Genomic DNA, 26159 nt, shown 5'->3' on the forward strand with positions numbered 1-26159 from the left:
TTTATTCAATTTCCTCAAATTCACGAATAAATTCGTTAATTTTTTGACGATACTCATCATTTTTAGCAACAATTTCTTCAATTTTTCGGTTTAGTTCAGCAATATCTTTGACTTCATCTTCTTGAGTTTTTATAACGTATTTACTTACAGAAAGATTGTATTCGTTTTCAACTATTTCATCGATTGTGGCAATTTTGCTAATATTTTGAATTTCTTTCCGGTTTTTATAAATATCAACAATAAAATCAATATTTTCTTTCGTTAATTTGTTTTTATTCCGATCTTTATAAAATTGTTCACTCGCATCGATAAAAATTATATTATCACTTTTTTTCGCCTTATTTAAAACTAAAATTGAAGTCGCAATTGTGGTACCGTAAAATAAATTATTTGGCAAATTAATAACAGCATCAATGCTTGAACTAACTAAATATTCGCGAATTTGTTTCTCAACCCCATCACGGTATAAAACACCAGGGAAACAAACAATTACTGCGACACCGTTGTTTGCTAAAACATAATTCATATGCATAATAAAAGCCAAATCAGCTTTTGAAGCAGGCGCTAATGGCGCGTATTGAAATCTTTCATCATCTTTTAACAATGATGGTTTTCAATCTGCTGAATAAGGCGGATTTGAAACAATAATATGATATTTTTGTTCTAGAGAATGTTTTGGATCGGCTAAAGTATCACCATGCTCAATTTTGTATTGGTCATAATCAAGATAATGTAACACCATATTCATTCTTGATAAATTATAAGTTGTATGATTTTTTTCTTGACCATAAAGAATAATTTCATCTTGTCTAATTTTTTTACCAGTCTCGTGATCGATAACAATTCCCTCTTTGCTTTTTGCTAACTTGATAAATTTAAGTAAAAGTGAACCTGAACCACAAGTTGGATCATAAACTTTTAATTTTCCGCGGTTTGGAATTTTAATCGAAGCCAGTGAAATTTGTACTAGTAAATCGGAAACTTCTTGCGGTGTAAAATATTCACCACCGCCTTTTCCGGCTTTTGCTGCATAAAAATGCATTAAAAATTCGTAGGCATCGCCAAAAGCATCAATATTTGACTTACTGAAATCACCAAGTTTAAGTTGGGCAATTTCCTCGATAACATCGACAAGCAAACTATTTCTTTCCTTAACAGAATTACCTAGTTTTTCGTTGTTAAAATTAAGATCACTAAATAAACCGGCAAAAATTTTGGTATCATTTTCAGGATGTTTGGATTCTTGAATTTCTTTGAAAACCTTTTCTAAATCAACATTGAGATTGTCGTTTTTCGCAGCGTTTTTTGCGATATTTATAAAAAGTTGACTTGGTTTTAAAAAGAAACCTTTTTCTGTAATAATCAAATTTTCATCAAAATCAAAAATTTTAGCTTCTTCATCGGAAATATCTTCGTAATTAAAGTTAGAATTACCATTTTCACGTTCGTTTTTGTTAATGTAATTTGTCAAACTTGAAGAAATAAAACGATAAAAAAGCAAACCAAAAATGTATTGTTTAATATCCCAGGCATCAGCGCCGCCTCTAGTAATATTAGCCAAATTTAAAAGAGTTCTATATAATTGTGTTTTTTCGTTTTCGTTATTTACTTGGTGCATATTTTTCCTTAACATTTTGAACTAGAAAAAAATCCAGAAATTACTATAAATTATAAAGAAAAATAGTTAAAAACTAATAGTAAAATTCTAAATTTTCACACAAAATGTAGTTTAAGGTAAATTAGTAGAAAAAATTGAGACACCCCATAAAAGGTGTATTTTTTATGAAACAAAATAAATTTTCAATTAATAAAAAAATCAAACCTTTGTTGAGAAACGATGCTCTAATTCAAACTAGGAAATGAAAAATTCTAGGAAAAAAAAGGAGTTTTCCTCTAATTTCCAGTATTTTCCTCTTTATATTTTGGCAAATAATTTTCTTCTAAATTTTTCATTAGTTCAAAACGGTTAATGTTTTTTTCAAAAACAATGTTTTTGTCTTTAGGAAATACTAAAACTTGAAAAGCAACTTTTTCAAAATCTGGATCAGGGATTCCGCCAAAAAAATTTAAAATAAAGTCAGTTTTAGAAATTGTTGTTAAGAAAATATTGTTATTTTCCATTTTTCTTAATAGTAATTTTTCATCTTCAAACTTATCCCAACCGATCTCTTTGAAATTACCTCAACCGAGTTGTTTTCAAGTTTCATAAATGAAAATATTGTTATTTTTTAGAACTTCATCAAGTTTTTTACCATCTAAAAATTTAGTTTCAAAATCTAAAATTAGATTTTGACTATCAATTTTTGCAAATGGATCTAGTTTGAAAGTTCGCCTTAAAATTTTTTCTCTAAATTCTTGAGCAGTCCTAATAATAACTTGTTTTTCTGGGAAAAAAGTATTATTTCAAGGATCGATTTTTTCAGCAATCAAATCAAGAACTTTTGGTCTAAAAGTTTTAATATTGTTTAATTTTTGACTAAAATCAATAACTTTAAGCATAAAAAAATTAGAAGAAGTACTAATTTCGGTTTTTGGAATATTATACTTTTGTTCAAGTTTTTTATAAATTAGTTTTGCGTTCTCAATTGAGGGTTCGACATTTGGATTTGTGATGGGTTTATAACTATACGCATATTTAAAATTTATTTTTGTGTTTTTTGGATATACTATCGATATAAAATATGGTTTGTTTTTAAAAAATTTATCAGGCACCATTGTCTCATCTTCAACATAAGAAGGTTTCAAAAATATTACGTTTAACGTGTTTGAATTTCCATTTTTTTCAAGATAATAACTATATGAACTGTTTAGTTTTCATTGATTTGTTACTTCGACTAAGTTAATATTGTTATTTTCAAGAACATCATTAACAGATTTTCCATTTAAAAACTTGTCTTCAAATTCTTTTTTTATTTCAAATTCAGGTTTTTTTAAATAATCTGGAATGTTTTTCGTAAGTTCAATTGTTTTATTAATGATTGTTTTTTGGAATTGTGCTAATGTTTTAATTGTTTCAACACCTTTATTTTCAAGAAAAAAATTTTTTTTATGTATTTTTTCATCTTGATTATAAAATAAATTTAATCCGTAAAATGTAGCAGTTTTCGAATTTAATTCATCATTATTTTTACGAAGTAAATTTAGAAAATAACTTGAATCGTATTCCTTATTAAAAACAAATTTGTGCACTTTTTTAGGTTTTGGTTTATCAATAATAGAGACAGGTTGAATGCAGGATGCCAAAGAAAGTGCCGGAATTAATAGACTTATTACTGAAAATTTTGTTCAAACTAATTTAGTTTTCATCATCCACCAAATAAGAAAGGGCTAGCTTGTCATCGACTGAATTTTTGAAAATTGCTGATTTATAACTTTTAACAATACGTAAATTATACCAATTATATGCTAAAATTAATATAATTACTTTTAAAAGGTGTTAAAATGAAAATTTTGATTTTTGAAAAATTAGACGATTTACACAAACACTGTGCTGATCTTTTTATTGACCAAATTAGAACAAAACCAGATTCAATTTTAGGTTTTGCAACCGGAGTTTCACCAATTGAAACTTATAAACTTTTAATTGAAGATCATCAGCAAAACGGGACTTCTTGGGATAAAATTACAACTTTTAACCTTGATGAATTTGTCGGAATTGACCAAAATCACCCTGAATCATTCATAAAACAAATGAAAACTAACTTATTCGACCATATTAACATTTCAAGTTCACGAATTAACATTCCCAATTCCAAAGCAGAAAATCCTGAAAACGAAGCAAATGCTTATGAACAAAAAATCGCTGAAAATCCGATTGATTTGCAATATATTAGCATCGGAATTAACGGTCATATGGCCTACAATGAGCCTGGAACGCCTTTTAATTCAAAAACTCATGTCACTAATTTAACAGATGAAACAATTGTTGATATGGTCAAAAAAGGGAAATTTTCCACTTTTGACGAATGTCCAAAACAGGCAATCACAATGGGAATTCAAACAATTTTAAAATACACAAAAAAAGCGATTATGATCTCTTTCGGTTCGCATAAAGCGAATGTGACAAAAGCAATGTTAGAAGAAAAACCTAATTCAGAAATTAGTGCATCTTTTTTGCAATTACATCCAAATTGCACTTTTATTTTAGACAAAGAAGCGGCCTCTAAATTGTCAAAAGAAACACTTGATAAAGCAATTTGGTATTAAAATAACTAAAAAGGAGTTTCAAATGTCATCTAAATTTTCTAAGAAAATTAAAACATTTACTCCGAAGGGAAAAACATCAACATCAGAAAATTCGGTTTTCAACCGAATTTTAAATCAATTACAACGGCTTGGAAAATCACTAATGTTTCCAATCGCCGTTTTGCCAATTGCTGCACTTTTATTAAGAATCGGCGCGCTAATTCAAGATCCAGCAGCAAACAATTCCATCGGTATTTCCGAAGTGCAAAAATTTATCGGACGGTTAATTTCAACTCCAGGTGGTATCGTTTTTGATAATTTAGCAATTATTTTTGCAATCGGTATTTCCTTTGGTTTTGCCAAAGATAATCGCGGCGAAGCCGCGCTTGTTGGTGCGGTTGTTTGATACGGAATGACGGCACTTTTAAAACAAAATCAACTTGCCGAAGCAATTTATTCAAAAGTTTTAGTGGCACAATCTGGCGAACTCAAAGGTTTAACGCAACTTTTGTATTTTCTAAAAAGTGGAAAGCCTGTCTACCAATTAGACTCAGGTGTGATTGGCGGAATTACTGTCGGAATTATTGTTGCATTTTTGTATAATAAATACAAAAATGTGAAACTACCACAAACACTTTCGTTTTTTGGCGGGCGTAGATTTGTACCGATGTTAGGAATTTTGTCAATAATTCCGCTTGGTTTATTTTTTGCAATCATTTGACCTTGAGCTCAATATGCGCTAATTAAAATCGGTTCAGCCCTTTCGGATCAAAGCGCAAATCGTTATGCTCGCGGATTTTATGTCTCAATTTATGCATTTCTTAACAGGTTGCTCCAGCCTTTTGGACTTCATCACATTTTGAATACTTTTGTTTGATTTCAATTGCCAATTGAAGGTAAATTAATTAGCCCTGTTGTTGACCAAGTGGGGAAAACTATTGCAAAAGTTGGCGATATTTACACTGTAAATGGGGATATAACCGCATTTAATACTGGTATTATTGGTTCGGGTGGGTTTACAACTGGGTTTTTCCCTTTATATTTAGGGGGACTGCCAGGCGCGGCAGTAGCAATGATTTTTGCCGCAAAACGGGAAAATAGGAAAACAATTACTACTTTTTTAGCAGGGGCAACACTTGTAAGCTTTCTTACTGGAATTGATGAACCTTTAATTTTCACTTTTATCTTTATTTCCCCACTTTTATGACTTTTAAACGCTTTTCTCACTTCACTAATTTATATGTTTGTAACATGAACGGGGATGAGCATCGGAATTGGTTTTAGTGCGGGATTTATTGACTATATTGTTTCTTTTCCACGTTCTTGAGCGTTTGCAAAAAACAGTGGAATTATGGCAAATCCACTATGAATTTGGGCATTTTCAGCAATAATGTTTTTAATCCAAGGTTCAAGTTTTTACTTTTGCATTAAAAAGTTTGATATTAAAACTTTAGGTCGTGAAGACAAAATTGAAACTGAGATAAATAATAAAAAAGAGAATTTAGACATTGAAAATACCGACAAATTACAATTAAAGAACAAAATTGTAACACAAAATAAAGAAAAATTTAACGATGACTACGAAAAAATGGCAATAACCTTCATTGAAATTTTAGGCAAAGAAAACATTGAAGAGGTCTCAAATTGCGCAACAAGATTAAGGCTTATTGTTAAAGATAATAAAAAAAACGATGAATTAGATGCAAAAATTCTCGCAGCAGGCGGTCGCGGAATCGTTCGTGTTGGTAATAAAGGTCTGCAAATTATAATTGGCACTGATGTCGAATTTGTTGCCGATCATCTTCGTAAAATGATAGGAAAATAATGGCGCTTATCGATCCAAAATCCGTATTTTTGAAACTAAATGCGGAAAATAAAGCAATTTTTGCTTTTAATGTTTTAAATTTAGAAACACTTTTAGCTGTAATTAAAGCAGGTGAAATTTCCCAAAAACCCTTAATTATTCAACTAAGTCAAGGCGCAATCAAATATTCACGCATTGAATTTTTAGCGTCAATGATTTTATCCGCGATTAAAAATTCTTCAGGTCAGTTTATTTTTCACCTTGATCATTGCGATGATCTAGAACTTTTTCAAAAATATCTTGAATTTGGTTTTAACTCGGCAATGTTTGATGGTTCAAAATTAGAAATTAGCGAAAATATTGAAAAATCACTAAAAGCAAAAACGCTCGCAAGTAAAAAAAATGTTTTTCTCGAACTAGAAATTGGTCAAATTGGCGGCAAAGAAATTGGTTATCAAGAAAATAGTGAAAAAATTATTGAACTTGATGTTGTTAAAGAATTCTATGAAAAAACCAAACCAGATCTTCTAGCGATCGCCTTTGGAACCGCGCATGGAATTTACCAAAAAAAAGCTGTTTTGGACTGAAATCTAGTTAAAAACTTCAAAAAATACTATAAAATCCCGCTTGTTATGCACGGAAGTAGCGGTCTTTCCCGGGAAGAAATTGAAAAAGCAATCAATCTTGGAATTAACAAAATTAATGTTGGTACTGACCTTTTAGTTAGTTTTTCTAATGAAGTTAAAAAGTATTTTCAGGAAAATCCTAATGCTTATGACATTAGGAAAATTAATCAAAAGGGGATTGAAAAAATGATTGAAAAAGTGCTTTTTTATCTTGAATTATCATAAAATTTTATGATTTTATACTTAATTTTTTCAACTTTAATTGCCATTTTTCTATTTTTAGTTACACTTTTTCTTTGATTTTATAAAAAAAAATACAATAAAAACTGATCTAATTTCAAAAAGGAAACGATCAGACTTGTAATTTTTATACTATTTATATTCGCCTGCCTTTTTCTAATTTCAGGTTTTTATCTAGTTTTTAAAAATTAGTTATAAAAGCTAAACCAAGGCAGAAAAGTTAAACGAATTTAGGATTTTTTTTTTTTTTTTAATGCTAAGCATTGAAAAAGCGCGCTTTTTTATATTGCTATAAGTTTAACCTTTTTTTTCACCTAAATTTCAATTATTTTACTAGAAAATTGAAATTTTGACTAGATTTTAAATGGTGTTTATAATTTTGTGTTTTTAAGGTAAATAATAAAAAATACTATAAAAAATCAAATCAAACTGGGCTTAAAAACTAGCATAAAAAATATTTTTTTATTTTTTATGCTATAATTACTACAAATCGTAAATTAAAAATAGGAGTAGACAAAAATAAAGAAAAATTTTCAATTTTTTCTTTACCTTTTGTAGGTTTATTGTTTTTTGTTATAACGCCAACAATTGCGATTTTAGCAGACTGAAAGATATATAGTTAATTATTATTTCGGATATCATTGAATGTTTCGATTGATTCAAATGGATATTTGGTTGACACAATTACTAATTATAATCTATAATCATAAATATGCCGGAATTGATTATGACTTTCATGGTTGAAAATACAAAGTAACAACTTTTGGACATTGAGCAGCGGCGAGAGCTAAATATAAAGGTAAAGTAGCAAATATTTTGTCTAATTCTTATTATGATAAAGTTTGAAAATTATCTGAAAATTTATATAAATAATAAATAAGAGATGATACCTAAAATTTTTGCAAAAAAATGAGTTATTTTTTCAATTATTGGAGCTAGTTTGGGATCAATTGCTATAAGTGCCCCTTTAATTTATTATGCTCTTACTAGGTCCGTTGAAGTTGAAATAAATAGATTCGAACCTAAAACATTAACTAACAATTCAAAATCCGTATCTATTTTTTCTAATTCTGATTTAGAAAAAATAAACAGTTTTATTTTAGAAAACGAATTAAAAAAAGGTACAGAAAATAGTGACTATGCTCTAAAAAATAATTTTCAGGAAGAGTATAATTACGCGTTTGCAAATGAATTTTTAGCAATTTTAAAAATTACAAATAATATTAACCAATTTGAGAAACTTAAATCAATATTAAAAACTACGCCTAATTTATCGCGAAGAATACAATTTAGTTTGAGTGATATATACCAAATAAGCAACATTTATTTTAATATTGACCCAATTAATAACGTTCCTAAACTCGTTAATTTTATTTCAAAATATTATGACAAAAACAAAAAGGAATTTATTAATATTAATGATGATGATTTTCAAGATTTAGCATGAAATATTTTATATTTTAAATTAAATGGGCATGATTTTCAAAAATATTTCGATATTAAAGATTGAATTAAAAATGAATTTAAGAAAGCGAATTTTGAAAGTGATGAGGTGTTAATAAGTGATAATGAACCTCATAAAACTTTACAAAAAAAATCTTTTCTGCTTTTTAGAAAATATATCGCTATTTTAACAATAATTAATAATTTAGATAAGGATTATTTTACCGACATTATAAAAGAAAAACAAAAATCAATAAATGTTTTAATTAAAAAATGAGATAACCATTTTAGACAAATTATTGAAAATAAAGATAGAGAAGAAAACCAAAGTAGTTTTGTTATTTTACCAATGGTTAGTTTTTACTATTTTAGCAAGAATTTTTATAACTACTCGCCAGAGTATTTGTCAAAAATAAATGACTTTACTAAAAATTGGTTAATAAATTTTAGCTCATCAAGAGATCCAAGTTTTTATGGCTCAGGTCTTCTTTACTATTATTTTGGAAATAATAAAAAAATAGAGCCCGAATTACTTAAAAAAAGTGAAGAAATTGTAGATTATGGCATTGAAAATGGTTTATTTGCTCACGAACCTGACATCGCAAAAACTATTTTTGTAAAACAGATTTTAGACTTGAGTGAGAAAAAAGATAATCAAGTGCAAAAAATAAACCAAACAATAGAAACCTTATTTAAGCAAACAACGGAAAAACCGGAAAATAATCCTGATTTTTTTGAAGACTTATATAATTATGTATTTTTTTCAATTAAGGCTCATCCCGATTTTTTTAAGAGTCAAAAAGATTTTTTAAATACAATAATTGGTTATAGTAAATTTGTAAAAAAACCAATTGATTTTTTTTATTTGTTTAAAACAATTGCGCTATTAAATAGTTTTTATAATACAGACAAGCCGGCAAAAATTAATGTTTCCAAGCAAATTTTTGACAATATTATAAATGTAAAACTAGAAAAAAATGCTCCATTTTTTTTAAAATTTATTAACTTATTTATTAAGTTTATTTTTAAAAATGAATTAGATGACAACAAGGAAATTGTTGAATTTATAAACCAAAATCTTGATGAAAAAAATATAAATAACACTGAATTTTTAGAGCATCTTTTTTGGTATATTGAGTTTCAAAGTACAATTAAATCAAAATTAGAACACCAAATAGATTCTACTAAATTGGAAAAATTTATTTCATTGTTAAAAAAAGATATTTTAGATAAAATAGATAAAAAAATAGGTAAAACACACTTTTTAAATATTAAAACTATTTATATGACTTATCAAATAGATTGGCTACTTAAAAATGATAAAAATTAAAAATTTGAGTAAAAATTTTAACCAAAAAGCTATTTTTAAAAATTTTAGCCTAGACATCTCGTCTAATGAGTTGGTCTTTATCGTTGGACCTTCTGGGATTGGGAAAACTACTCTTATTAACCTAATCGCTAATTTTAGTCAAAAAGATGGAGGTGAAATTCTTTTTTATAAAGATAACAAAATTGTTAAAAACCCTTTAATTGACGTTGTTTTTCAAGATTTTAACCTAATTGAATCCGCTACTGGTATGGAAAATATTAGAATTGGAGTTAATGCAATAAATTTTAATATTGATGAAAAGAATATTGAAGAAAACGCAAGTTTTGTTAATATTTCAAAAGAAAATTTAGCAAATAATGTAAGTAATTTATCAGGCGGTGAAAAACAACGGATTGCGATTTTACGATCATTAACTCGTGAATCAGACTTTATTTTGTTAGACGAACCAACTGGAAATCTTGACTTCGAAAATGCTAAAATTCTTTTCGAAAAAATACAATTATTAAAGAAAAACAAGACTATTTTGATAGTTAGCCACAATTTAGATCTTGCTAAAAAATACGCTGATAAAATAATTTACCTAAAAAATGAATCTGTATTAGAAATTGATAAAATTGAAGAAATAAATAAAGAAATAAATACAAATAAAAGTAATTATGAATTTAAGTTTGAAAAAAAACCATTAAAATTAGTTGATAAATTAAAATCTGTTTTTTTGTTTTTGAAACTCGACTTTAAAAACAAGGTTATTATTACCATTTTATTAATTACCACATTTCTAATTAGCATTTTAAGTCTTAATTTGTTTGTTGCACTTGATACACAAGCAAAAGGTGTTGATTTGCAACGAATTCATCAATATAATTTAGATTCCTTTGAGGTTAGTAAAAAAGAAATTTCGCCGTTTTTCACTGAAGAAATTGAGAAATTTAACACTAAAAAAGACATTATTAATAAAATTGTTCCACTTTTTAGGACTCAAAACTTTACTTTTGCTTATAACAACCATGAGAAAGAATTAATTTCTGAAAAAAATGAAATAGAACTAATTGACCAATCTGATTTTTTTAAAAATAGGTTCAAATTTGACAACAAAAACCTTCAAGGTAACTTTATACGAAATGAAAATGAAATTATTATTTCAAATTCAGTTGTGCAAAAATTAAAGATCATCAATCCTATTGGCAAAAAAATCAAAATCAAGGCCTTACGCAATTCAAATGTCGATGAAATTCCAACAATTTTTGAAGTTAGTATTGTCGGAGTAAACTATTCGACTAATTTATTGGGCAGAACACCTTCTTTTTTACATCATAATTTAGCAAAAAAAATTAATGAATCCTTTATCAAAAATTCTAGCGATCAAGGATTATTTAGTGATATAATAATTTCTCCTTTGAATGCAAAGAATTTTGAAATAGTTGTAATTGAAAAAAAATATTTATTAAAAGATTTAAAAGTTAAAAATTTTAAAATTAATGACGGTCGACTTCCTGAAAAAAAAGATGAAATTGTTGTTTCAGTTAATACCCTTAAAAAAATAAATGAAATTATAGATAATTTAAATAATAGGATTAATGAGTTAAACAAAAAAAATGATAATAAACTTGCAAAATACCCCAAACTTAAAATAGGAGAAAAAGTTAAATTATCGGCAAAAACTGGAGAAGATGTTCCTTTTAAAATTGTAGGAATTTTTGATCCAAAAGAAAATCCTGAATTAGAAGAAAAAAAACTAGAATCTAAATACCAAATTATAATGCACAATGACGGTGATGATTATAGAAATACTATAAGACCATATGCTGCAAAAATATTTTTAAAATCTGATAATATTGATGAAAATTTAATATCTTTTAAAAAGGATTTTTCAAATTTCCGTTTTACAAACGATCTTGAATCAGTTAAATTATTAATTTGAAATTCTACTTTTTTAGTAAAAGCAGTTCTACTTTTTATTCAAATAATTCTTATAGTTTTACTATTGGTATTTTCAGTTCTTTATGCAAAAAATTTAACACAATCAAAGATAAAATCAATTGGAATTCTTAAATCACTCGGCGAAAAAACTCGAAAAATATTTTTCTTACATATATTAAATATTTTTGTAATTTCTTCCTTAATTTTCATTTCAGGTTTAATAATAAGTTTACCTAGCATTCCATATTTGTATAAATTGATCACAACTGCAGATTTTGTAAGTCCAACTTATACGCAAAGTTTTATTAATTTTATTTTAATTTGATTCTCAATTAGCTTGCTTATTTTTCTTATCTATTTTTTTATATCATTGAGATATTACAAAAAACCTGTCACTGAACTTCTTAAAAATAATTTATAAATTGATAATTAGAGAAAAATATTTAATATTTGCAAATTTTATGATAAAATAAGTAAAAGTTTTGAAGGTAGTTAAATTTTTAAATTTATAATTTTAAGATTTTTTCTTATTTTTAACAAAATTTTAAATCAAAACAATCAAAAAAAATTAACAATGATAGTTAAACCCAAAATTTCAAACAGTAAATTTTTAAAATTCATCAGGAAAAATCGCCTAATTATTATACTTTCCTTCATTTTAGTTAGTCTTTTAATAGTTCTTTTACTTTTTATTTATGTCTTTCGTTTAGTGAGTGTGCAAGGAATTTCGATGTTACCGACACTAAAAGATGGGCAGAAAATTTTTATAAATAAAGTTAAAAAACCACAACGCAATGATGTTGTTGTTTTCAACTATAATAAAACAGTTTTAATTAAAAGGTTAGTCGGGATTCCTGGTGATAAATTAGAAGTTAACGAAAATTCAGTTCTAATAAACGGAAAATTAGTTGCTAGTTTTTCTGATTTAGGGTTTTGGAAATTTAACGGTATTATTCCTGAAAACAAATTTTTTGCTCTTGGTGATAATATTAATTTTAGCAATGACAGTCGTACTTTTGGACTGTTTGATTTAAATGCAATTCAAGGAATTTGGGCATAAAATTTAGTGATTTATCTGTAAAAGTTAATATTTTCTTTTAAATTGAATGAATAGTTTCAATTTTGACATTAGCAAATTCCTTTAGTAATTAATTTTATTTTTCACCACATTTTGTACGGTTAAGACGATTTGAATTGCCTTGAAATCATATCAAATAAAAGATTTTTATTATCTTTTATCCTTGAAAAAAGCTCAAATTTTTTATTAAAATTTCGACCATATAACACGATTATTAAATTAATATGAAATAATCACCGATCATTCTGTTGAGTCAAGATTTCTTAGTAATTGGTTAATTTTTTTGAAAATTGCTTGATATTTTCAATATGTTTTTGTTCATCAAGATATATAAAATACTTGAAAATTCGTCAATTTTTACAAAACTCCTTATTTTCTTAAAGTATTTATACAAACATTACCAATAACAAAGGCGGAATTCAAGGTGTGAATTACCTTTCAAAAATAACTTATTTGACACTGCAAAACGCAACCAAAAAATGACAAAGGCAGGTAAGAAATTGACAAATAATTAAAAAACAATTAGAAATTATTTTCCCTAATCGGCTAAATAATGTAAAATTAAATTAGATTTCTATTTGAAAAATCCATAAAATTTAAAACGCAAAATTATAAACACTCCCAAAAGAAAATTATTATTTTGGAAAAAATACTCAAATTCATCCAATTCAAAATTTATTTACCTTTGAAAACTACAATAATTTACTTGAAAAATTTGAAAAATATGGAATTAAAAAACTTGATTTAAACATTGAAATCGGGACAAATTTATTCTTAGTTGATTTGATAAATTTGGTTCTAGATATCATGTTGATACTGAAAATCTATGTCTTACTGATCCTGATTACTTTATTTTACCAAGTTCGGCAAAACTGAAACTTGAAAATTTCTAAATTTTCTACTTTGGTGGCGAATAACTTTATTAATTAAAAAACAAAAGTTTTTTAAAAATGGTAGTAAATTTTTCCAAAAATTACTACCATTTTTAGACTAAATTCATCATCAACAATCACAAAATTTGCTTTTTGCCCTACCTTGACTGTGCCGAAAAAATCTAAAAGATTGAGAGATTTTGCAACGTTATACGAAGAGCAAAAAACAATCTCTTGTCATGAAAGTTTAAGATTTTTTTTTAAATTTTGGAGAATTTTAAGGTAAGTCATTCCACTTCCAGCGATTTGCTTTGAATTTTTCAAATAAAATAAATCGCCTTTTTTTTCAGTTTCTAAATTTCCTAAATTATAAAGTCCGTCTTTAAGACCTTTTTGTGCAAGAGAATCTGAAACTGCAATTCAATTTTCCTTTTTAAGATTTTTAATCGTAAATTTTAATGTTGAATTTCTGATATGAAGTCCGTCGGTAATTAGTTCAACTAGAAAATTTTTAGGTAATTTTGATTCAAAAATTAGGTTAGTAAGTGACTGATTTCGGTGGTCAAAATTAGAACTACCATTAAAAAAGTGTGTAAATCTACGATAGTTTTTTAATTGATGATCTTTTTCAAAGTCAAAACAATTTGAATGACCAATTGCAAAATTAATTGATTTATGAAAAAAATCAATTAATTTTGCCGAGTTTTTTTCAGGGGCAATTACAACTGTAATTTTCTTATCCAATTTTTCTGCTAGAAATTTAAAATGTAAATTTTCTGCTGGAATTATTAGACTTTGATCGTGAGCACCTTTTTTTTCGACAGAAATAAAAGGGCCTTCTAAATACCAGTTTAGGAGAAAATTTGGATATTTTTCGAGTAAAAAAGTAAAAAATTCAGTATTTTGTTGAATTTTTTTTCAAGATTGCGTGACAGTTGTTCCAAAAATTGCCGCTACACCTTCAAATTTATGTAATTTTTCTTTATAGTCTAGAAAATTTTTTTCCCAATTCGAACTAGAAAAATCCTCAAAAGAAAAACCATAACCGCCGTGAGTGTGCGAGTCGATAAAAGCTGGTAACAAAACGTTATTTTTACAATCAATTCCTTCCAAATCGGTCTTTCCTTGCGCTAAATTGACTATAGTTCCGTTGTCATCTAACTCGATTCAACCAAAAAATTCGTCTAAATGGCTTATAATTCTTAAGTTTTTGTATAGCATTTTTTTAAATTAGTCTTTAATTTTAAAGTTCTTATTAAAAATAATTTGAATTTTGAATAAATTGTATCATTATTCAAACTTTTTTAAAAAGTTAGTTAGGTGAAATATGAAAAACACGTGAAAAAATGTAGAAAGAAACAAAAAAATCTATCAAAACAGAAGTTTTTTGATTCCTTTACTTTTATGGTTAACTTTAAAATTTTTATTTATAAGAAAATTAGCGAAATTATTTAGTATTTTTTTGAATAATTTCGTTAATTTGGTTTTCAACTTTCGTTGTATCAAAAGGTTTTTTAGCTAAAATTTTATCACGACCGAGTGAACCAAATTTTGATTTTGCCATAATTTGTAAAATTAAAATTATAAAACTAAAGGCTAAACTCACTCACATTTTTGAATAATTTGGATAATCGGAAAAAATTGAATCAGTTACTGTATTTTGTCCAATTTTAACACTGATATTTTGCTCAACTTGATTAGGTTGAAGTGCAATTATGAAAAAAATTAGCACAAAAACAAGTAATGATAATGTAAAAATAAACTTAAAAAGTACTTTTAAATCGCCAAATTGACGTCATAAATGAATATGTTGGGCTAAAATTAGGGCAAAAAGTATTACTCCAAAAACAATTACTAACGAAATTAGACTAATAAAAATTGGTCAAAGTGGTAATGAAGTTGACTTATTTCTCGCAATTTCTAAAATTTCTGCTTTTGTTAGGTTGGTAAAACTGCCTTTTGAAACAAAGTCAATCTCCCAATTAATTCGTTGAGAAAAATCGCTAATTTGGACAATTGCCAAAATTATCACGATAAATATCAGCACTTTTGAAATTAATTGCAAAATTTTCCTTGTAAAATAAGGTGCAACGAAAAAGTAAATTTTCGCAGTTCGTGATTCTAAATTAGTTATCAAAATCGATTCGCTCCTTTGTTTTTGCATCAAAAATGTGAATTCGTGCTAAATTAAAACTAATTTTCACTTTTTCATCAAGAAAATATTCAAAAATGTTATTCTGATTTGAAATAAGTTCAAGCGAATCGCTAACTTTTATTGCCACAAGTTGATCTTTACCAATAAGTTCGACATTTGTAATAACCCCGTCAAATTGGGCATCTTTTTTGTTAATGTAGATATCTTCAGAGCGAAATCCGACTTTTAAATTTTGATCTTCAGAAAGCAAACCTGCAAGTTTTGCATCAATTTCGAAAGAAATTGGCGCTTTTGTTGCCACAATTTGGTTGTTATGAAAAATACAATCAAATAAATTCATTGTTGGCGAACCAATGAATGTGGCAACAAAAGTATTTTGTGGTTTAAAATATAATTGCCTCCCTGTTCCATTTTGTTGAATTTTTCCATCGTTGAAAACAACAATTTGATTTCCCATTGTCATCGCTTCAAGTTGATCATGAGTAACGTAAATACTAGTTGTTTTTAACATTCTGTGAATGTTAACGATTTCACGACGCATTGACTCACGTAGTTTTGCATCTAAATTTGAAAGTGGTTCGTCCATTAAAAAAACCTGTGGTGAGCGAGCGATTGCTCGCCCAATTGCAACTCTTTGTCGTTGACCGCCAGAAAGATCACGCGGTTTTGAGTATAAATAGTCGCTAATTTTAAGGATTTTAGCCACATTTTTTACTTTTGCATCAATTACATCTTTTCTTTCTTTGGCGATTTTTAGTCCAAAAGAAATATTATCATAAACATTCAAATGCGGATAAAGGGCATAAGATTGAAAAACCATCGCGATATTTCTTTGGTGCGGGGATAAATTATTATACCTTTTCCCGTTAAAAATCAGATCACCTTGAGTGATTGAATTAAGTCCAGCGATCATTCTTAAAAGTGTTGTTTTTCCTGAACCTGAAGGTCCTAAAAAAATGCAAAAATTGCCACTTTCAATTACTAAATTGATTGATTCTAAAGTGTATTTATCGTTTCCTTCGTATTTTTTTGAAACATTATTTAGTTCAATTTTTGCCCCGTTAGTTTCCGATTGACTCTCGCCAATTGAGGCAACAAGTTTATTTAGATCAAGTTGTTTTAAATCTAAATTTAGATCTTTTAGTTGAAAAAGTTTCTGATTTTTCTCCATAATTAACCTTTAACCGCTCCTTCAGAAAGTCCGCCAACAATGTATTTTTGCAAATACATAAATAAAGCAAGTGCAGGCACTGCAGCAAGTAAAGCGCCAGCGGCATAAGCGCCAGCGTTAACGTGTTTTGGTTCGACGTTAATAAAAGTTTCAAGACCGACTGCAAGCGTTAGATCTTGGATATTAAAAAGCACAAACCTGGGTAGAATAACATCGGTAAAAGGTGTTAAAAATGACCAAAGGGCAACCATAATTATTGCGGGACGTAAAACGGGAAGTAAAATTTTGAAAAAAACTCCAAAATTTGAACAGCCATCAATTTTGGCTGAATCATCAAGTTCGCGCGAAATACTATCAAGATAAGCTTTTAACATAAAAGTATTTCCCGAAACTGCCCCTCCAGAATAAATTATTACTAACATAAAAATCGGCGAAATTCCACTAATTTGCCCAATTTGGACTAAAATATAAAGGAAAATTAGCGATGATGTTGCCGGAATCATTTGCAAAAGCATAATGATTGTCAAAGAATGTCTTGATCCTTTAAAACGGAAACGGGAATAGGCATAACCATTTAAAGCAACTGCGGTTGTTGAAATTAACATTGTCAAAACGGCAATTGTTAGCGTATTTCGATATCAAGCAAAAAAATAGGAACGCTCTGATGTAAAAAGGTAGTGAAAATTATCGAATCCGAAAACAAAAGGGGTAATTGTAATTAGTCGACTGTTTGCAACGTTAAAAGTTGCAAAAACAAGAGAAATTATTGGGAATAAAACGATAACAGATCAAGAAATTAAAATTAGATAATTAAAAAAAAGTCAAACTAATTCAATTGGTTTTGTATCGCGTTCGTCTGTTAAATTCAGCCGTTTTTTTGTATTTCTACTTTTAGGAACAAATTCAAAACTGGCAATTTTTGAAGAAAATAAATCCATTTTTCCTACCTTCTTGTCATTGATTTTATGAAGCTACGAATTGCAAAACTAATGCTAATTAAGGCTGCAAGTGTCGAAAGCGCCGCCGCAAAAGCTTGGTGTCCATCGATTTTTATTCCTTGAGTTGTTAATTTGAAAACTCAAGAAATGATAATATCTGTTGAGGCTTCCCCAAACGGTGAAGCATTTGCATAAGCAGGACCGCCGCCAGTAAAAATCGAAATTGTGGTAAAGTTGTTAAAAGCACCAACAAATTGACCGATTAACATCGGCGCAATTCCTAAAAGTAATTGCGGCAGTGTTAATTTTCAGAAAATTTGCGACTTGGAGGCGCCATCAACAGCACCAGCTTCGTAAATTTCGCCCGAAATTGCTTGTAAATTTCCAGTTACTAACATAAAAATGAAAGCATAACTAATTCAGGTTTGGACAACAATCAAAAGCACCCTTGCCGTTCCGATTTGATTTAGTCAGGAAATTCCGTCTTTGATTATCCCTAAATTAATTAAAATTAAATTGATATAACCTTTTGAGTCAGCAGCAAACATTGAACGAATAAAAGAAAGGGAAACAAAAGCTGGAATTGCTCAGGGAAGAATGAAAATTAAACGGAAAATTTTTTTCCTTTAATTTTGCTTGAATTTGTCAGAATTGCGATTAAAATTCCGAGTCCAATCGGAAAAAGTGTCGATAAAACTGTTCAAACTGCAGTTCAACCTAGAACTGAAGCAAGCGATTGGAAAAGTCCAAGTTGACGATAATCCCACCATTTTCCTCATTGTTTTAGCCCAACTCAATTCACCGTTTGACCAGGAGCAGCGTGATTATAACCATAATCGGTAAAAGAAATTAAAACTGATGTAATTATCGGCGCGGCAACAATGAAAATCATTAAAGCATGACCGACAAGCGAAATCATCCACGGAAATCCTGTGGTTTGGAGTCACTGTTTTGAATAAAGTCATTTTCCAGGAGTCACGCCCGCTTCCATTGCCTTTGCGATTCTTCAAGCCGATAAGGCGCCAATTAGGAAATAAATTAGGACAAATGTCATTAAAATTACTGAAAGAACACCACCAAAAAGGTAAAATCTCGCATCAGTAAAAATTCCTTGCCGCGGATTATGCAGATTTGCACCTAGATCATAAAAACCAGGAATTCCGCCCATTTTTGATCAATAAGCGCCAAAAGAAAACGGAATAATGAAACTATAGCAAATAAATGAAACTAAAAATAGTAAAAGACCTTTAACAAACTGACGAAAAATTAATAATTCAGCTGCTCCAGGAAAAAGCAAATTGAGAAAAAACGCGAAAAATCTTACATTTTTTATTGTCTCAACTGGGTAAGTTTTTTGTGCTTCATTTGCTTTTGATTCGTAGATTTTTTTATTAACTTTTAATTCGTTAAAATAACGGTAATTATTTGTAGTAAGAATTTGCTGGAGTTTTGTAATCTTTGAATTTAAAAAAAGTGTTCTTTTTGCGTCACTTTTTTGAATTTTTGCGCGATTTTCTAAATTTTTAAAGGCTGTTTTGGCAATTTCCTTTTGCTGAAAACGCCTTTTATTTTCCAACTTTTGCTGTTTAAATTCCTGCAAAATTTCTTCTGTTTTTGCTTTAATTTCCGCTTTTTGTTCTTGAAAATCAGCGCTAGATTTTAAAAGATTCAGTTCATATTTTGCCTCTATTTTTTCATTGACAAATTTAATTCGCGTTTTAAAGTCTTCGATTGTTTTTTCGCGAATTGCTCAGGCAAGATCGCGAAAATAAAAACCTTTGTATGAATATTGCTTTAAATATTTTGACTTTTCTAGCAAAAGTTGTCATTTTAGACTTGATTTTGCAAGTTTTTTAATTAAAAAATTACCATAAAAACTAAAATAATATTTTTTAATTAACAAAAATAAAGGACGATTTATTTGTTCTAGACTGTTAAATAATTTGGTTTTTTCCTTTAAAATTTGAGAATGATTTTCTAAATTTAGATTAATTTCAGGAATTTCTCATTGTTCATTTTTATTAACAGAGTGAAAGAATTTTATAGCTTGATCAAAAAAATTTATTTTTGTCTGTGATAAACTAAAAGTAGAATAATGCTTTTTTTCTCGAGTTATTTTGGCGATTTCGGCATTAATTTCTTGCTTAAATTCGGCTAATTTGCCAAGATTTTTTGCCTCAAAAGCAAGAATTTCCTGCTTGTTTTGGCTAATTAGTTGTTTTTGCTGTGCGTTTTGTTGGGTCGCTTGCTGTTTTAAAAAATTAATCGCGTTTTTGTAACTATATTCAAGTGAAATACTTTTTTGTTTGGCAATAAGTTTTAAATTATTTACTCTTTTTTGATAAAGTTCGGCTTGCAATTGCTTGGTTTCAAGATAATTTTTACGCGAAATTTTCACTTTTTTTAGTAATTCTTCTTGTTTTTCTTTGATTTTTTGGTAAAAATCAAAGAAAATTTTTCCATTTTCTAAGTTTGAACTAAATAAAAATTGTCTTGATTCTTGATCAAGAAGTTCAATGATTTTCTCTAAATTAAAATCGGTTTTTTGATATTTTCGAGGATAATCAAGACAAATTTTAAAAATAAATTGCTTTTTAATTAGTTCAACTTCGTTTTCTAAAGTTGTTTTTTTTGTTTTTTCAAATAAGGCAAGTTTGACTTCTTCGCTATCTTCGGTTTGATTTAATGATTTATGAAAATCACTAAATCAATTACGAAGATTTTTGAGTTCTTTTGCAAGCTTTTTAATTTCAAAACTAATTAGTTTTTCAATTGAAGAGGCATAATTTAACTTTATAAAAGCATCTTTTAGAACTTTTAACTGATTTTTATAAGCGACTTTTTGACTTAACAGTTCACGTTTTAAATTGTCGCGAATTTTTTGTCGAGCACGTAAAAAAAGTTCTTTTTCAACATTTTCCTGAATTTTAATTTTGTCCAAAAAACGCGAATGAGCCACTTTTGCATTATGATAATAGGCCTTAAGCGTTTTGGCTTCAGTGTCAATTATTGTATCAAACTTTTTCCCGTAATAATTATAAAGTTGTAATTTGTTCATTAAAACCTACTATCAGCAAATTTATACTTTGCAATAATTCGTTCAAGTCGGTAAATATAAACCGAATAAAATAAAGAAATAACTATAAAACCTGAAAAAATACTAATAAAAATGCCACTTATTAATTCGGCTTGATTTAATTTTTCTGCTCCTTGAAAAAATGGATAACCCGCCATTGAACTAAATACAAAAATTCAGAAAAAATAGAAGAAATAGCCAATTTTTACTTTACGATAAGCAAGAAAAAGGTAAATAGCAAAGAAAATTATGAACAAATTTGTTGCAAAATAAGATGTTAACTTCCCAACTGCTAAATTTGAAACTAAAATTTCACGTTGACTTTCCTGATTAGTTTTATTAATTTTTTCTAAATGAGTTCCAAAAACAAAAGGAACTAAAATTCAACTAACGAGTGCTAATGTAAGAAAAGCAGAGAGAAAAATTAGTGAATAAAAATGAGTTTTAGGAATATTAATTTTAAATTTTTGCACAAAAGCCATTTTTTAACTAAAATTTACAATAACTTTACTTGTTCCTTGGTTGGCAAGTAAGATTTTTTTATGATATTCGATTGCGACTTTATCAAAGAAAATTTTGGCAAAATCTTCTTCACTATTAATTTTTCCAAGAACACTTTTATGGAAAACTTCTGAGCCAAAAGTTTGATCGTTTCAAGCACCTCAAACTGTTGAAGAAAATTGTGGATTAGAACGGTCAAAACGAGAATTATCTGTATTTAGAATTCCAACACCATTTTGTTCTAATTTTTTATCTGAGTCAATTACGTTAAGAATTTTGTCAAAACTTTTTGATTTAAGATAGTCGTTAATAATTTTTTCCGCACTTCCCAGTGTATATTTATCAACTGTTTGCCCAGTTTTGCTTGTAGTTTTTTGTGCTTTTGTTTGCTTAATTGTCTCTGGACTAACGAAAGAACGAATTAGTGCGGCAGCAACGTAATTATTTAAATAAGCTTTGGCAATTTTTTCAATTGTTGCATCGTCAGTTGGATTTTTAGCAATTAGTTTAACTTTTTCTTTAATTTCATTAATTTCTTTTGCAATTTCAGCTTCAAGTTTAGTTAAATCGTATTTTCCTTCAAGAATTAAATCACGATATTTTTCGATTTTTTTATCTTTTTCACTAGTTTCATCACCGTTTGCACCAAAAATAAACCCTTCAACTTTACGAACATGGGCTGTTTTTTCGCTTTGGGAAATATCTAAATCGTATTTTCCAACTTTTGTATCTTTTATTCCAACTTTGAAAAAACTTTGATCGATTTGTCAACTTTCACCGTTACCGACAAAATCAGCAAGGTCTTTTTGCCCAAACAATGTTCCAAGCGTGTTTCTAACAGCGGCAAATTTTTGGTATTTTTTAATTAATTCATTGATTTTTTTCGCATTTTCAACTAAGGATGGCTCTAGATTTTCAGTTTCAATTTTAGCTGTAAATTCAGAGTAGTTTTCTTCTGAACTAGCATCTTTATTTGTTGTTTTATCCCAACTTGATTCAATTGTTTGGTTAATATATTTAGGATTTGCTGTTTTTTGGATTTCCTTATTAATTGCTTCTTCAAGTTCAGTATCTTCTGTATATCCTAAATCTTTTTTAAGTTGGTCAAATTTTCCATAAAGCGGTCTATTAATTTTTTCAACTTCAGCTTTAATTTGGTTAGTTAATGATTTTGCAAAAGGAATTTTGGAATCATCTTGGAAATAGGCGGTATTTGTTTTTGCTGAAAAAATTATTTTAAAAAGTTCAGTAAATGCTTGTTTTCTTTCAGGAGATGATGAATTATTCCGTGAGTTAATTAAAAATGATCAAGAACCAAGTGCTTGTTTGAATTCAGTTTCGTTTGTTGCTTTTTCGATGTTAAAAAAAGACTTTGCATTTGCAGATTTTTCAGAATTTTGCACATCTCAAGTACCGATAATTGCAAATTTTAATTTCTTTTCTTTCATCAAACGGAAAATTGTATTCTGGGCAACATTCATATCAGATTTAATAATTTGTGCTAAATCTGCTTGTGAAATTCCTTTTTTTGACCAAACTGTGTTTTTATATTCAGTTTCTGATTGATAAGCGGCTTTAAAAATTGGATAGTAAATTTTTGCAACTGACTTCATTGCCTCGCGGAAATATTTTTGGTACTCGTTATCTTCAGGTTTTAAATTTGCATCAACCGCTGGATCAATATCTTTGTGCAAAAATCCCGATGTAAATTTATTATTTTTAGTATACAATAATTTAGACATTAAATTTAAAGGTTTGCCATCTTCGTCCTTTAAATTTTCGCGAATTGCAATTTTTTCAAGCGCGCCCGCAAGAACACCGTTTCCGTATCAAAAGTCTTGAATTCGAAAAATTCCCTCACCTTTTTCAACAAGTTCAGCAAGTGTATCTGTATTTTGATTTAACAAAATTTTACGTGCTTCATCTTCATTTTCGGTTGAAGCAAGAATAATTCCCTCTTTGTTATGTTGAATTCCAACGAATTCAGAGTGAGGCTTATTATTTTTTAGACCAAAAACGGTACCGAAATTTTTCATATTTTCTTTTTCGGCTTCAGTCGCACCAATTTGCTTAGTAATTTCATCAAATAAAGTTGGTGAAAAATCGTTTAAATAACTAATCGCTCCACCTTGAACTAAGTCGGTAATTCTGTCTTGTGGTGCATAAAAAATGTCGGGAGTATTGTTTGTGTCGGTATGTCCAACTGTAGAAAAATCAAGTGCTGCGAAGACATTTTTAGAAATAGTTCGAATTTTAAAGCCATTTTTCGTCGCTGATTCGGTTTTATTAAATTCTTCAATACTTTTTTTTCAGTAATTTGTTTGCGCTGGATCAACAGCAACAATAATTTCTTTGTTTGTAGCAAAGTCATTAACTGGATCGCCACAAGCAATTATTGCGAGCGGACTAAAAGACACTAAACCAAATATGGATTTAGACAACTTATTCATCATAATTCCTTTCAAAAATAATCAATTATTTTTATTTGAAAACAATTTTATGTTTGTAAAAACCAAAAATAGAAATGATTAGGTTTAAAAAACTAAAAATTGGTAAAACATTTATAAAAACGGACAAATAAGCAATTCATTTATAATTTTCGGTTTTTGAAAGAATATAAATTAAGTGAATACATAAAACAACATTAACAATTCAAGCAGAAATACTAATTGAAATTAAGAATTTCCAAAAATATGAACTAAACTCGTTTGCTAAAATTAAATTTCAATTTTTGGTAATTTTTCATTCGTATTTTGCAAAAAGGAGCAAGATTAGCACACTGAAAGTAAAGATTATAAAATTACCAAAAAATAAATAGGCATATTCAATAATTTTTGGTCGATATTTCCTTTCCATTGGTAATTTGCCAAGAAAAACATATCGCAAACGAGTTTTTAAATTTTGTTTTGTATTTGTCATATATGATATTCCATATCTTATTTTATCAAAAAAACTATAAATGTAATTAAAAAATATAAAAAATTAGAAAAATTAGTATAAAACTCATATAAATTTCATTTTTACTGTAAATACTAAAATTTTATTTATTTTTCTGATTTTTTTCAATTTTTCCTTTTGTGATCCACAAAAAAATTTTAAATCTTTCTATCCTAAAAAGTGGTAAGACTTAAATTTATAATCGCCCTTGTGACCAAAATAATTTTTATTTTTTAACTAAATAAAAACAAAATAAAATTTTTTAGTCTGATTCTGAAAACTTTTTATTTTATAATTTTTTTATCGATTAGAAATTCAAACGAATTAAGTTATAATTAAAATTATAATATCTGCAAAAATTAAGGAGTTCTAGCGAATTATATGAAAAATTATGATGTTATTGTTGTCGGTGGTGGTCCTGGAGGGTATTCACTTGCCGCTATATTGGCGAAAAATGGGAAAAAAGTAGCACTTTTTGAACAAGAATTTTTAGGTGGAACTTGTGTAAATCGTGGTTGCATTCCAACGAAAACAATTCTTAAATCTGCAAAAATCAAAGATTATTTTGATAATTCGGAAAAATTTGGTCTAAACTCAAGTTCAAATTTTAATTTAGAACAAATTTTTCAAAGAGCAAAAAATAATTCATTAAAATTACAAGGGGCAATTTCACAAACATTAGAAAGTTCTGGTGTTGATATTTACAAAAAAAAGGCAAAAATAGTTTCTAAAAACACTCTTATAGCCGAAAATGAACAATTTTCTTTTGAAAAATTAGTTATTGCAACTGGTGCAAAACCAAGAAAAATTGAAATTGAAGGCACTGATAATATCAATTTATTAACTTCTGATGATTTTTTTAAATCAAATGTTGAATTTGATGAACTAACAATTATTGGTGGTGGAGTAATTTCCCTTGAATTTGCAGCTTTTTATGCTAGTTTTGGCAAAAAAATCACGATAATTGAGGCCGGAAACCGTATTTTTGGTAATTTTGATGACTCAATTGCTCAAGCTGCAAATTTTGTTTTAACAAAAAATAATGTCAAAAGTTTCACTAATTCAAAAGTTTTAAAATATGAAAATAATGAACTTTTGATTGAAAGTAATGGCGAAATTTTTCGACATCCAACTAAAAACATTTTACTTGCAATCGGTCGACAAGCCGTAAACGATAGTTTTTCTGACTTAAATCTTGATTTAGACAGTCGCGGATTTCTAAAAACTAACGAATTTATGCAAACTTCTGTTCCAAATATTTACGCAATCGGAGACATAACTGGTCAAATGATGCTATCAACTGTTGCCTATAAACATGGTGATATTGTCGCAAAACATATACTAACAAGTAAATCCGATGAAAAATTCAAAACCGAGTTAATTCCTTGAGCAATTTATACAAATCCAGAAATTGCCGCTGTTGGAAAGACGGAAAAAAAACTTATTAGTGAAAAAATTGACTTTCAAAAGGTAAGAATCGAGGCTAAAAATTTACCAAGAGCACATGCAAATGGCGAAATAGATGCCGGATTTATAGAACTTTTTTTTGAAAAAGGTAGTTTTCAAATTCTAGGTGCAAATATTTTTCTAGAAGAAGCATCGCTTTTGATTAATCAAATTGCACTTGCACTTTTACAGAAAATGACAATTTTTGATCTTCAAAAAAGTGCTTATACACACCCAACTTTGAATGAATCAATTTATTATATTTGTCGAAACATCACTTTTTCAAATTTAAAGTAATTTGATTTTTTTGTTAATAAAAAGGTAAAAAATTAAATAATTTTTTTAATTTAGTTAAAAAACAAAACAATTTTCTTGATTTGTCTTGTTTTTTTTATTAATTTAAAGTAAAATGCAATTAAATTTAAAAGATAAGGAGA

The 26159-nt window shown here is 27.9% G+C and carries 19 protein-coding genes and 2 pseudogenes; 10 read left to right on the plus strand and 11 right to left on the minus strand.

What is annotated here, in order from left to right:
- Nucleotide 1: 1 nt before the first annotated feature.
- Nucleotides 2-1633 carry a type I restriction-modification system subunit M gene (locus tag MDIS_RS02845; protein WP_232510545.1) on the minus strand — a complete coding sequence of 544 codons (1632 nt, stop codon included), beginning with the start codon at nucleotides 1631-1633 and terminating at the stop codon, nucleotides 2-4.
- Between the two features lie 260 nt (nucleotides 1634-1893).
- Nucleotides 1894-3306 carry a hypothetical protein gene (locus tag MDIS_RS02850; RefSeq protein ID WP_044635554.1) on the minus strand — a complete coding sequence of 471 codons (1413 nt, stop codon included), beginning with the start codon at nucleotides 3304-3306 and terminating at the stop codon, nucleotides 1894-1896.
- 135 nt (nucleotides 3307-3441) lie between these two features.
- Here MDIS_RS02850 and MDIS_RS02855 point away from each other — a divergent pair, with 135 nt between their 5' ends.
- From MDIS_RS02855 to MDIS_RS04525, 9 genes and pseudogenes are all read left to right on the plus strand, one after another.
- Nucleotides 3442-4206, plus strand: coding sequence for a glucosamine-6-phosphate deaminase (locus MDIS_RS02855; RefSeq protein ID WP_044635555.1), 765 nt, complete (start codon nucleotides 3442-3444; stop codon nucleotides 4204-4206).
- A gap of 22 nt (nucleotides 4207-4228) precedes the next feature.
- Nucleotides 4229-6010, plus strand: coding sequence for a PTS transporter subunit EIIC (locus MDIS_RS02860; RefSeq protein WP_044635556.1), 1782 nt, complete (start codon nucleotides 4229-4231; stop codon nucleotides 6008-6010).
- Nucleotides 6010-6840, plus strand: a complete 831-nt coding sequence (locus tag MDIS_RS02865) for a class II fructose-bisphosphate aldolase (RefSeq protein WP_044635557.1) — start codon at nucleotides 6010-6012, stop codon at nucleotides 6838-6840. Before MDIS_RS02860 ends, MDIS_RS02865 begins: the two co-directional genes overlap by 1 nt.
- Before the next feature lie 660 nt (nucleotides 6841-7500).
- The gene (locus MDIS_RS02870) at nucleotides 7501-7728 is read left to right on the plus strand and encodes a hypothetical protein (RefSeq protein ID WP_052506232.1); all 228 of its coding nucleotides are present in this window, start codon (nucleotides 7501-7503) and stop codon (nucleotides 7726-7728) included.
- 10 nt (nucleotides 7729-7738) lie between these two features.
- Complete coding sequence (locus tag MDIS_RS02875) at nucleotides 7739-9628, plus strand: hypothetical protein (RefSeq protein WP_044635558.1); 1890 nt, start codon at nucleotides 7739-7741, stop codon at nucleotides 9626-9628.
- The gene (locus tag MDIS_RS02880; protein WP_044635559.1) at nucleotides 9615-11969 is read left to right on the plus strand and encodes an ATP-binding cassette domain-containing protein; all 2355 of its coding nucleotides are present in this window, start codon (nucleotides 9615-9617) and stop codon (nucleotides 11967-11969) included. Before MDIS_RS02875 ends, MDIS_RS02880 begins: the two co-directional genes overlap by 14 nt.
- Before the next feature lie 153 nt (nucleotides 11970-12122).
- A complete protein-coding gene (lepB, locus tag MDIS_RS02885; protein WP_232034210.1) occupies nucleotides 12123-12608 on the plus strand; it encodes a signal peptidase I in 486 nt (161 codons plus the stop codon).
- A gap of 417 nt (nucleotides 12609-13025) precedes the next feature.
- Nucleotides 13026-13196: pseudogene (locus MDIS_RS04575) on the plus strand (transposase); the annotation flags it as partial.
- 48 nt (nucleotides 13197-13244) lie between these two features.
- Nucleotides 13245-13516: pseudogene (locus tag MDIS_RS04525) on the plus strand (hypothetical protein); the annotation flags it as partial.
- Nucleotides 13517-13570: 54 nt separating this feature from the next.
- Here the strand turns inward: MDIS_RS04525 and MDIS_RS02895 are convergent.
- The 9 genes from MDIS_RS02895 to MDIS_RS02930 all read right to left on the minus strand — a co-directional run bounded on the left by MDIS_RS02895 (nucleotide 13571) and on the right by MDIS_RS02930 (nucleotide 24195).
- The gene (locus tag MDIS_RS02895) at nucleotides 13571-14719 is read right to left on the minus strand and encodes an amidohydrolase family protein (RefSeq protein ID WP_044635561.1); all 1149 of its coding nucleotides are present in this window, start codon (nucleotides 14717-14719) and stop codon (nucleotides 13571-13573) included.
- Nucleotides 14720-14945: 226 nt separating this feature from the next.
- Nucleotides 14946-15635, minus strand: a complete 690-nt coding sequence (locus MDIS_RS02900; protein ID WP_044635562.1) for a hypothetical protein — start codon at nucleotides 15633-15635, stop codon at nucleotides 14946-14948.
- Nucleotides 15625-16824 (minus strand): ABC transporter ATP-binding protein, encoded by a 1200-nt coding sequence (locus MDIS_RS02905; RefSeq protein WP_044635563.1) that lies wholly within the window; start codon nucleotides 16822-16824, stop codon nucleotides 15625-15627. The genes MDIS_RS02900 and MDIS_RS02905 overlap by 11 nt, the downstream gene beginning before the upstream one ends.
- A gap of 2 nt (nucleotides 16825-16826) precedes the next feature.
- On the minus strand, nucleotides 16827-17762 hold the full coding sequence (locus MDIS_RS02910) for a sugar ABC transporter permease (RefSeq protein WP_044635564.1): 936 nt from the start codon (nucleotides 17760-17762) through the stop codon (nucleotides 16827-16829).
- 5 nt (nucleotides 17763-17767) lie between these two features.
- Complete coding sequence (locus tag MDIS_RS04005; protein WP_052506233.1) at nucleotides 17768-18310, minus strand: carbohydrate ABC transporter permease; 543 nt, start codon at nucleotides 18308-18310, stop codon at nucleotides 17768-17770.
- A gap of 56 nt (nucleotides 18311-18366) precedes the next feature.
- Nucleotides 18367-20820 carry a hypothetical protein gene (locus MDIS_RS02915; RefSeq protein WP_052506234.1) on the minus strand — a complete coding sequence of 818 codons (2454 nt, stop codon included), beginning with the start codon at nucleotides 20818-20820 and terminating at the stop codon, nucleotides 18367-18369.
- Complete coding sequence (locus MDIS_RS02920; RefSeq protein ID WP_044635565.1) at nucleotides 20820-21320, minus strand: hypothetical protein; 501 nt, start codon at nucleotides 21318-21320, stop codon at nucleotides 20820-20822. Before MDIS_RS02920 ends, MDIS_RS02915 begins: the two co-directional genes overlap by 1 nt.
- Before the next feature lie 3 nt (nucleotides 21321-21323).
- The gene (locus MDIS_RS02925; RefSeq protein WP_044635566.1) at nucleotides 21324-23789 is read right to left on the minus strand and encodes a hypothetical protein; all 2466 of its coding nucleotides are present in this window, start codon (nucleotides 23787-23789) and stop codon (nucleotides 21324-21326) included.
- Nucleotides 23790-23820: 31 nt separating this feature from the next.
- Nucleotides 23821-24195: a hypothetical protein gene (locus tag MDIS_RS02930; RefSeq protein WP_144402871.1), complete on the minus strand. Its 375-nt coding sequence runs from the start codon at nucleotides 24193-24195 to the stop codon at nucleotides 23821-23823.
- Between the two features lie 462 nt (nucleotides 24196-24657).
- Here MDIS_RS02930 and MDIS_RS02935 point away from each other — a divergent pair, with 462 nt between their 5' ends.
- The gene (locus tag MDIS_RS02935; protein ID WP_044635568.1) at nucleotides 24658-26019 is read left to right on the plus strand and encodes a dihydrolipoyl dehydrogenase; all 1362 of its coding nucleotides are present in this window, start codon (nucleotides 24658-24660) and stop codon (nucleotides 26017-26019) included.
- Nucleotides 26020-26159: the final 140 nt, after the last annotated feature.

This window comes from Mesomycoplasma dispar (assembly GCF_000941075.1).
Lineage (GTDB): Bacteria > Bacillota_I > Bacilli_A > Mycoplasmatales > Metamycoplasmataceae > Mesomycoplasma > Mesomycoplasma dispar.